6 protein-coding genes, 1 tRNA gene and 2 pseudogenes are annotated in these 8,929 nt (G+C 49.4%); 7 read left to right on the top strand and 2 right to left on the bottom strand.

Annotated features, from left to right (window positions below):
• Positions 1-376 precede the first annotated feature (376 nt).
• Complete coding sequence (locus NSCA4_RS0101445; protein WP_016686492.1) at positions 377-877, top strand: hypothetical protein; 501 nt, start codon at positions 377-379, stop codon at positions 875-877.
• A 127-nt stretch (positions 878-1,004) separates the two neighbouring features.
• Positions 1,005-1,565: a hypothetical protein gene (locus tag NSCA4_RS0101440; RefSeq protein WP_016686491.1), complete on the top strand. Its 561-nt coding sequence runs from the start codon at positions 1,005-1,007 to the stop codon at positions 1,563-1,565.
• 87 nt (positions 1,566-1,652) lie between these two features.
• Here the strand turns inward: NSCA4_RS0101440 and NSCA4_RS0101435 are convergent, their stop codons facing one another.
• A complete protein-coding gene (locus tag NSCA4_RS0101435) occupies positions 1,653-2,126 on the bottom strand; it encodes an FxsA family protein (protein WP_016686490.1) in 474 nt (157 codons plus the stop codon).
• A 269-nt stretch (positions 2,127-2,395) separates the two neighbouring features.
• Between NSCA4_RS0101435 and NSCA4_RS0101430 the strand changes: the two genes are divergently transcribed.
• The 5 genes and pseudogenes from NSCA4_RS0101430 to NSCA4_RS0101410 all read left to right on the top strand — a co-directional run bounded on the left by NSCA4_RS0101430 (position 2,396) and on the right by NSCA4_RS0101410 (position 8,179).
• Positions 2,396-2,472, top strand: a tRNA-Pro gene (locus NSCA4_RS0101430).
• Between the two features lie 286 nt (positions 2,473-2,758).
• Entirely contained in the window at positions 2,759-4,123 is a 1,365-nt protein-coding gene (locus NSCA4_RS0101425) for a sodium-dependent transporter (protein ID WP_016686489.1), read from the top strand.
• Positions 4,124-4,392: 269 nt separating this feature from the next.
• A pseudogene (locus tag NSCA4_RS0101420) lies at positions 4,393-6,741 on the top strand (DNA translocase FtsK); the annotation flags it as partial.
• Between the two features lie 162 nt (positions 6,742-6,903).
• On the top strand, positions 6,904-7,464 hold the full coding sequence (locus tag NSCA4_RS0101415; RefSeq protein WP_016686487.1) for a YceI family protein: 561 nt from the start codon (positions 6,904-6,906) through the stop codon (positions 7,462-7,464).
• A 148-nt stretch (positions 7,465-7,612) separates the two neighbouring features.
• Complete coding sequence (locus NSCA4_RS0101410) at positions 7,613-8,179, top strand: peptidylprolyl isomerase (RefSeq protein WP_016686486.1); 567 nt, start codon at positions 7,613-7,615, stop codon at positions 8,177-8,179.
• Positions 8,180-8,237: 58 nt separating this feature from the next.
• Here the strand turns inward: NSCA4_RS0101410 and NSCA4_RS12580 are convergent.
• Positions 8,238-8,726 (bottom strand): annotated as a pseudogene (locus tag NSCA4_RS12580) (IS30 family transposase); the annotation flags it as partial.
• Between the last annotated feature and the right edge of the window lie 203 nt (positions 8,727-8,929).

Here is an 8,929-nt window from a genome sequence, read left to right as displayed (position 1 = left end):
CTTCACCCCCCAACATCCGCATACCATGCGTCTCCCCATACACAGCTTAAAAATAAATTCTATTAATTACAACAAGTTGAAGAATTATTAATCAAATTTATCCATCAAGTATTGAAATTATTCGACTTTCTGCTTTAAACTTCGACGCATATATATTCAATATCCAGCGAAATACCGTCATGCAAACCGCTAAGCATTCAAACGCATTCTTCTATTGGTACCACACAAACGTGCGGTACTTTTTTGCGCTTGTCTGAAACAGACGGAAATGAACAGCAAAACAAGAGCCGCCCTGATTGAGCGGCTTTTTTTATACCCTTCGTGGCCGCCAATCCCAATAGATGCGAACAGTTGCAAATAAAATATAGGAAAAGCCATGAACCTCTCTGCAAATATCCAAAGACGTCCACAAACCCTCCACCGCTGCCATATGATTGTTGACGGCAACAGCCACAACGTATTTTCAGACGACCCCGTTCCCCAAACTTCTGGCCTTATCAGCGAGGCCTTGATTCCGCAAATCCGCTCTCTCGCCACATTGATTGCGGCCGAACGCCACGACTTCAATTGCAACAGTCCCGCCGTGTTTACGGAAGAAGCCGACTTCTTCGCCGCACGCATCCTGATTTTGGGTGTTCGCCGCTTCCATCTCGACATCACCCTGATGCCCATGCTCAAAACCGCCAATCAGCGCGCACAATCATTTGCCAAACACCATCATCTCCCCTTCTCCCCCGCTGAAATGCACATGAGCCTGCACGCCCGCCGCCCCGACAAACTGCTTATTATGGAAACCGAACACGAAGTAAAATCTCAAGGAAATATTGTTGCCGACAGTCTTGGTTTTGCAGCCAAACTCCCGAAACTCCCATTGTAAAAAAGAGCAACCTTGCTTGATAAATCCCTGAAAAACACCATATTGCAGACAGGCCACGCGCTTAGAACCACAACGCCGACTTGCATTAGACGGCATCAATGACAACCGACCAAGGAATCACACACCAATGAAAAAAATCATCGCCTTAGCCGCGCTCTCCGCTTTCGCCCTTGCCGCTTGCAAAGACAATACGCAAGTACAGCTTGAACAGCAGCAAAAACAAATCGAAGCCCTGCAACAACAATTGGCACAGCAAAACGGCCGGCAGGACAATACCGTTTACCAACTTACCCCTGAAGCCGTACAAGACACCATCCCTGCCGAAGCGCAAGCCAACGGCAACAACGGCCAACCCGTTACCGGTACAGACGGACAACAATATATTTACGACCAATCCACAGGAAGCTGGCTGCTTCAAAGCCTGATCGGTACAGCCGCAGGCGCGTTTATCGGTAACGCGCTGGCAAACAAATTCACCCGTGCGAACAATCAAAACAGCCCGATTGCACAGCGCGCACGTTCCCATTACTACCAAACTGCCCGTCCAAACGGCCGTACCAGCCAGCAATTGAATACCCGCAGCATTCCGGCTCAACAAGCACAACAACAGAAACGCTACCGCCAAAGCACCCAACGTCCGTCAAACTACCGCCGCCCGATGGGTCGGGGCTTCGGTCGTCGCCGTTAATCAGGTTAAATATGGTAAAAGGTCGTCTGAAACATTTTCAGACGACCTTTTTTAAAAGCAACCATTCCGGCTGACAGATTCCGTATCTCAATCTTTTTTATGTTCGATGTAAGCCTGATGCTTCGTATCCGAATCTTCACTCGTTACCGTATATTCGCCCTCAATCACATCATTATCTTGTGCCTTAGTTGAAAACGGCCGCTGCCCGAACATATTCCCATCCATATCAACTTGCACGACCGTGCGGCCTTTAAACGGCACGAACAGCAATAATGCCAATCCTGTCGAAATAAAGCCCGGACTCATCAGACACACTGCTGCCACAGCATAACGCATCGGCCACAGCATCTGATAGAGCGAAACTTTTCCTCCGCTGCGTATCGTCGCCCCTGCCAGCAAAATGCCGGATAGTCCGGTATTGCGCAGCATCAGCAAACCACATACAAAGCTTAAGACCATCAACAGCAACGCCACGCTGCCGCCAAGCCAGTCGGCAACCCAGACAATCGACATGATTTCCAAAAAAATCAAAACCAAAAAACCGATACCGAAAAATTGCATAATTACTGTTCCTTAATCTCTAAGCCGAAGCGATTCTGACCAATCCGTATTTATATTCGAAGCCATAGCGGATACTAACATAAAGATAAAATCCCTGCTTTCAAGCAAGAAAAATGTGAAAAACGGTAAGTATTTCCCACCTTTTCAAACTTAAGCCTATAGATATATCGATAAGATGTTTATTATCCAAATGTTTATCCTAATCCCGGCTGTTTGCCCGACAAAATCCGTGCATCCCTCCGAAAATTCCTCTATAATGCCTGCTCATTCGGAATGTAGCGCAGCCCGGTAGCGCACTTCGTTCGGGACGAAGGGGTCGGAGGTTCGAATCCTCTCATTCCGACCAAATATCAAAACCTGCTTTGATTTCATGATCAAAGCAGGTTTTTTCATATCGTGGTTTCGAGTATGAACACTGCCATTTTTATAGGGCAGAAAATGACAGTGATTTACTGATGTATCCAGCTATATCCCCTGTTTTATTTTCAGACTACCTTTATATTTATGGTTATCCTCTGAAAAATACGAATTGACTAGATATATCCACTATACTGCTTTTTGATATTTAGTTAAGAACCGTTAATCTGTTCGCGTATAATTTATAGTTTTCCCAACAAGGCAGCTGGTGTTTTATGTCTTCCAACCAACCCCGTCAAACTTGGTCCAACCGTTTGACTTATATCCTTACCGTTGCCGGCGCGACTGTCGGTTTCGGCGCAACGTGGCGTTTCCCGTATTTGGTCGGTGAAAACGGCGGCGGCGCGTATGTGTTTTTATTCTGTATCGCCATGTTTGTTATCGGTATTCCGATGATTTTGGTGGAAAACGTCATCGGTCGGCGCAAAGGTGTGAACGCGCTGGATGCGTTCGGCGGCTCGATGAACGGCAAGCCCTTCGCCAAAATTTGGAAACTGGTCGGCTGGATGGGCTTGCTCGGCGCGTTCGGCATTATGGCTTATTACATGGTACTCGGCGGCTGGGTCATCAGCTATATCGTTAATATTATTGGCGGAAATCTGGATATTTCCAGCCCTGTCAGCGGCGAAATAACGAAAAGCTTCTTTACCGAACACATCGAAAACAGCCCTTGGGAAATCGCGTTTTATACGCTGCTGTTTGTGGCGGTAAACCAATGGATTTTGGTCAAAGGCGTCATCGGCGGCATTGAAAAAGCGGCGAAATACCTGATGCCGCTGCTGTTTTTGTTCCTGATTGCCATGGTCGTGCGCAACGTTACCCTACCGGGCGCGATGGAAGGGATTACTTTCTATCTGAAGCCTGATTTCAACAAGATTACCGCCAAACTTTTCGTCTTTGTTTTGGGACAAGTATTTTTCGCCCTGAGCTTAGGGTTCGGCGTGATGATTACCTTGTCCAGCTATTTGGATAAAAACGAAAATTTGGTTCAAACGGCAGTCATTACGGCAATTACCAATACCATCATCGCCGTACTTGCGGGCTTTATGATTTTCCCGTCGCTCTTCAGCTTCGGCGTTGCGCCCAATTCCGGTCCGACTTTGGTGTTCCAAAGCCTGCCGATTGTGTTCTCGAATATGTGGGCGGGACCTGTATTCGCTGTGATTTTCTTCTCGCTGCTCCTGATTGCCGCGCTGACGACTTCGCTGACGATTTATGAAGTATTGATTACGACGATTCAGGAAAAAACCAAAATCCGCCGTACCGCCGCGATTACGATTGTATTGGTTGCTATCTTCATCTTCGGCAACATTCCGTCCATTTTAAGCTATGGTCCGTGGAAAGACGTTTCCGTGTTCGGTAAAAACATTTTCGATGCCTTTGACTATATCAGCGGCAACATCTTGTTTATGCTGACCGCGCTCGGCTCCGCGCTGTTTGTCGGTTTTGTGATGAAGGACGAAGCGAAGGACGAATTGCTTTATAAAGGCAACCATACGACGGTCAATATTTGGTTTGCCTATGTGAAATACCTCATGCCGTTGGTGATTTTGCTGATTTTTGTCAGTAACCTGTTCTAAAGTCTAATTAGGACAACAAGGTCGTCTGAAAAGGTTTTCAGACGACCTTGTTTTATAAGAAACGGTAAATACGGTATAATTTGAACCCAACACACATTACACCCGACGGATGGATTCCCCGTCGGTTTTCCCTTTTCAGACGACCTATACCGAATATCAAAAATCCATCTATGACCGCAAAATCCTCTAAAACCGCATCCAAACCGAAAGCCAAAACAAACGCCAAACCGACTACGCGCCGTCAAAGCCAAACCAAGGCGCAGACCGAGCCGAACAAGGTTTCCGAGCGTTTGAAGGCTGCCAAAGCACTGCAAAAAAATGAAGAAAAAAAAGCGCGCCCCGAACACGTCGTCAATCTGATTAACGACGCGCTGTGGCTTTTCGGGCTGATGGTGACGGTTTTCATCGCCATTTCCCTTGCCAGCTTCAAAATGACCGACCCGGCATGGTCGCGCAGTGTGCCGAAACCGGACGGCATCGCCAACTTCGGCGGGCTTTTTGGCGCGTATGTTTCCGATGTCGGCTATTATCTCTTCGGACTGTCGTTTTGGTGGTGGATCGCCGCTTCGTGCGTTTTCCTCTATAAAAATTTCCGCCCGCTGCAAAAGCGTGAAAACTACAAATCCTACAACCACGTCGTTGCCGCGCTGGCTTTGTTCCTGCTTTTGGTGTGCAGCCCGATTCTCGAATACTTCACCCTTCAAAATACCTTGGACGAAACCCTGCCCGTCGGTGCGGGCGGTTTGGTCGGTGCTTTGGCAGGTTCGGGCTTGGCTTGGCTGTTAGGCAAATCCGGCAGCCTGCTGATTATGTGCGTCATGCTGCTGCTTTCTGTTTCCTTGCTTGCGCAAGTGTCTTGGCTGGAAGTGATGGCGAAAACAGGACGCAATACCGAAAGCCTGTTTTCAGGCATTTGGGGTCGTCTGAAAAAGTCATTGGGCAGGCGCAAGGACGACGGCTCGACCGCCGAAGCACTGGAAACGGAAAACACCCGCCGCATGGTGAAAGAAGCCAAAAACATCACCGCCACGCCGGTTGCCCCGCTTGCAGGCAGTACCAGCAACCGCAAATCCGTTGCGGTCTCCGTTGCGCCGCCGCCCAAAATTCAGGCTTCTTTGTTTGAAGACAACGAGCCGCAACAGACAGGCGAATACCACAAACCCGGCATGAGCCTGCTGCGCCTGCCCAACGGCGAACCTGTCAGCATCAATCCTGCCGAATTGGAGCGCACTGCCGAACTGATTGAGTCCAAGCTGGCAGAATTCGGCATCGGCGTGCAAGTTGTGTCCGCCACTTCCGGCCCTGTGATTACGCGTTATGAAATCGAACCCGCGCAAGGCATAAAAGGCAGCCAAATCGTTGCTTTATCTAAAGATTTGGCGCGTTCCATGTCGCTGCAAGCAGTGCGCATCGTTGAAACCATCGCGGGCAAAAACACCATGGGCATCGAGTTGCCCAACGAAAAACGCCAAGACGTGATGTTGAGCGAAATCTTGTCTTCGCCCGTGTTTACCGAAGCCAAATCCAAGCTGACCGTCGCGCTGGGCAAAGACATCGCCGGTACGCCCGTCGTCGGCGATTTGGCAAAAATGCCGCACCTTTTGGTCGCCGGTATGACCGGTTCGGGTAAATCCGTCGGCGTGAACGGCATGATTATGTCCATGCTTTTCAAAGCCACGCCCGAAGAAGTCCGCTTTATTATGATTGACCCGAAAATGCTCGAATTGAGCATTTACGACGGCATTCCGCATTTACTTTGCCCGGTTGTTACCGATATGCGCGAAGCGGGGCAGGCGTTGAACTGGTGTGTCGCCGAAATGGAAAAACGCTACCGTCTGCTTTCCCACGCCGGTGTGCGTAATCTGGAAGGCTTCAACCAAAAAGTCGAAGCCGCCAAAGCATCGGGCAAACCCATGCCCAACCCGTTCAGCCTGAATCTGGACGATCCCGAGCCACTGGAAAAACTGCCGATGATTGTGGTCGTTATCGACGAGTTGGCAGACCTGATGATGACCGAACGCAAAGCCGTCGAGCAACAAATCGCCCGCCTCGCCCAAAAAGCGCGCGCCGCCGGTATCCATATGATTGTCGCGACCCAACGTCCGAGCGTCGATGTCGTCACCGGCTTGATTAAAGCGAACATTCCGACGCGTATGGCGTTTACCGTACAAAGTAAAATCGACAGCCGCACCATTCTCGATCAAATGGGTGCGGATGAACTGCTGAAATACGGCGACTCCCTGTTCCTGCAACCGGGCAGCGCCGAGCCGACCCGCCTGCAAGGCGCGTTTGTTTCAGACGACGAAGTGCATCAAGTCGTCAATTACGTCAAATCGCAAGCTCCTGCCGACTATATCGAAGGTCTGCTCGGTGGTGAAGCCGCACTGGAAACCACCAATATCGTCAATCCGAATGCGGGCAGCGACGAACTGTTCGACCAAGCCGTCGCCTACATTTTGGAAAGCAAAAAAACTTCCATCTCCTCCCTGCAACGCCAGTTGCGCATCGGCTACAACCGCGCCGCCAACCTGATGGAAGCGCTCGAAAACGCCGGTGTCGTTTCCCCCGCCGACATCAACGGCAGCCGCAGGATTCTGGCGCAAAAAGACCAGTTGTAATCCTGATAAAAGTCACAGGTCGTCTGAAAACCAAAATATTGGTTTTCAGACGACCTTTTTATCAAACATAAGTAAACCTACCGTTCACCCGTAAGAAATGATTCTCATCCTTTCCTATGTTAAGATAAACGCCTTTACAACCTCATACAAAGGAAAAGAATCATGAAAAAAATCATCTTCGCCGCACTCGCAGCAGCCATCGGTACTGCCTCTGCCGCCACCTACAAAGTGGACGAACACCACGCCAACGCCCGTTTCGCCATCGACCACTTCAACACCAGCACCAACGTCGGCGGTTTCTACGGACTGACCGGTTCCGTCGATTTCGACCAAGCCAAGCGCCAAGGCAAAATCGACATCACCATTCCCGTTGCCAACCTGCAAAGCGGTTCGCAACACTTCACCGACCACCTGAAATCCGCCGATATCTTCGATGCCGCCAAATACCCGAACATCCGCTTCGTTTCCACCAAGTTCAACTTCAACGGCAAAAAACTGCTCTCCGTTGACGGCAACCTGACCATGCACGGCAAAACCGCCCCCGTCAAACTCAAAGCCGAAAAATTCAACTGCTACCAAAGCCCGATGGCGAAAACCGAAGTCTGCGGCGGCGACTTCAGCACCACCATTGACCGCACCAAATGGGGCGTGAACTATCTGGTTGATGCAGGCATGACCAAAACCGTCCGCATCGACATCCAACTCGAAGCCGCCAAACAATAAGCCGCTGCGCAACACAAAAGGTCGTCTGAAACGAAGCTTGCTGTATCCGTTTTCAGACGACCTTAAAATATTTCACAACGCCTTTTAGAGATTTCACATAAAATCCGCGATAATAACGTTTAATTTTCACACTACGAGAAACACTCCAATGAACAAAACCCTTAAACTCACTTTCGCCGCCCTCTCGCTTGCCGCAGCCTTCAACGCCCAAGCCGAGACACGCGCCGTCATCGAAACCAATATGGGCAATATCAGCCTGTCGCTTGACGAAACCAAAGCGCCAAAAACCGTCGCCAACTTCGTCAGCTACGCACGCAAAGGCTTTTACGACAACACCGTTTTCCACCGCGTTATCGACGGCTTTATGATCCAAGGCGGCGGCTTTACCCCGGATCTTGCCCAAAAAGCCACAGATAAAGCTGTTATCAACGAAGCGGACAACGGCTTAAAAAACACTGTCGGCACCATCGCCATGGCGCGTACCGGCGATCCTAATTCCGCCACCAGCCAGTTCTTCATCAACACTGCCGACAATACATTCCTCAACTTCAAAAACAAAACCCCGCAAGGCTACGGCTATGCCGTCTTCGGCAAAGTAACCTCGGGCATGGATGTCGTACGCCAAATCAGCAAAACCCCGACTGAAACACGCGGCTTCCATCAAAACGTCCCAGTCAAACCCATTATTATCAAACGCATAACCGTCACCCAATAAATATCGCGAATCCAAATAAAAAGACCCTTGAATTTGGATTTCAAGTGCCAAACTTGAGTTAAGGTGGTCGGAAAAGATTAAAGAATAAAACACTTGGCATTTCGCAGCCAATTGTTTTTCTTATGTTTTCTTAACTGGTGGTTAACTCATCTTGAACCCTGCGTATCACCCGATTACTGATGTTTCGGAAATCGGTTTGCTTGGGGAAATATTGCCGGATGAGTCCGTTGGTGTTCTCATTCAGCCCTTTCTCCCAAGAATGGTAGGGGCGGCAAAAATAAGTCCCCGCTTTCAATGCTTTGGCTATTTTGGTGTGTTGGTAAAATTCTTTGCCGTTGTCCATGGTTATGGTGTGCACCCCGGCTTTATGTGCCTTTAATACCCTAATGGCCGCCAGGGTAGTGTCTTCGGCTTTTAAGTTCTTCAATTTGCAGATGATGGTGTAACGGGTAACGCGTTCGACCAAGGCCAATAACGCGCTTTTATTATCTTTGCAGATGATGGTGTAGGCCACCCAATCGTCGATGCGGGCTTTTTGGTCGACGACTGTGCCGCATAATTTCGCAGCTGATGGGGCTTCAGTGTCGGTTAAGCTGTTTGGCGATTTCAGTGATGATGCAGTGGCGTGACAGGGATTGGATAGGGTATCGTTCGTCTTGGGTCAGTTGTATGCGGCCCATGACAAACTTTCTTTCAGGAAAGGCCGTATGCTGCCCCGCATACCGGCCTTTTTTTGGGTATAGAAAGTTA

It is taken from the genome of Neisseria sicca 4320, from assembly GCF_000193735.1.
Taxonomy (GTDB): Bacteria; Pseudomonadota; Gammaproteobacteria; order Burkholderiales; family Neisseriaceae; genus Neisseria; species Neisseria sicca_E.
Note: the sequence above shows the minus strand (reverse complement) of the source record. Positions and strands in the feature narration are given on the sequence as shown.

Excerpts from the sequence above, each read along its gene's own strand:
- NSCA4_RS0101440 (WP_016686491.1), top strand. The coding sequence starts at position 1,005 with ATGAAAAAAATCATCGCCTTAGCCGCGCTCTCCGCTTTCGCCCTTGCC.
- NSCA4_RS0101410 (WP_016686486.1), top strand. The coding sequence starts at position 7,613 with ATGAACAAAACCCTTAAACTCACTTTCGCCGCCCTCTCGCTTGCCGCA.
- NSCA4_RS0101445 (WP_016686492.1), top strand. The coding sequence starts at position 377 with ATGAACCTCTCTGCAAATATCCAAAGACGTCCACAAACCCTCCACCGC.
- NSCA4_RS0101415 (WP_016686487.1), top strand. The coding sequence starts at position 6,904 with ATGAAAAAAATCATCTTCGCCGCACTCGCAGCAGCCATCGGTACTGCC.
- NSCA4_RS0101435 (WP_016686490.1), bottom strand. The coding sequence starts at position 2,126 with ATGCAATTTTTCGGTATCGGTTTTTTGGTTTTGATTTTTTTGGAAATC.
- NSCA4_RS0101425 (WP_016686489.1), top strand. The coding sequence starts at position 2,759 with ATGTCTTCCAACCAACCCCGTCAAACTTGGTCCAACCGTTTGACTTAT.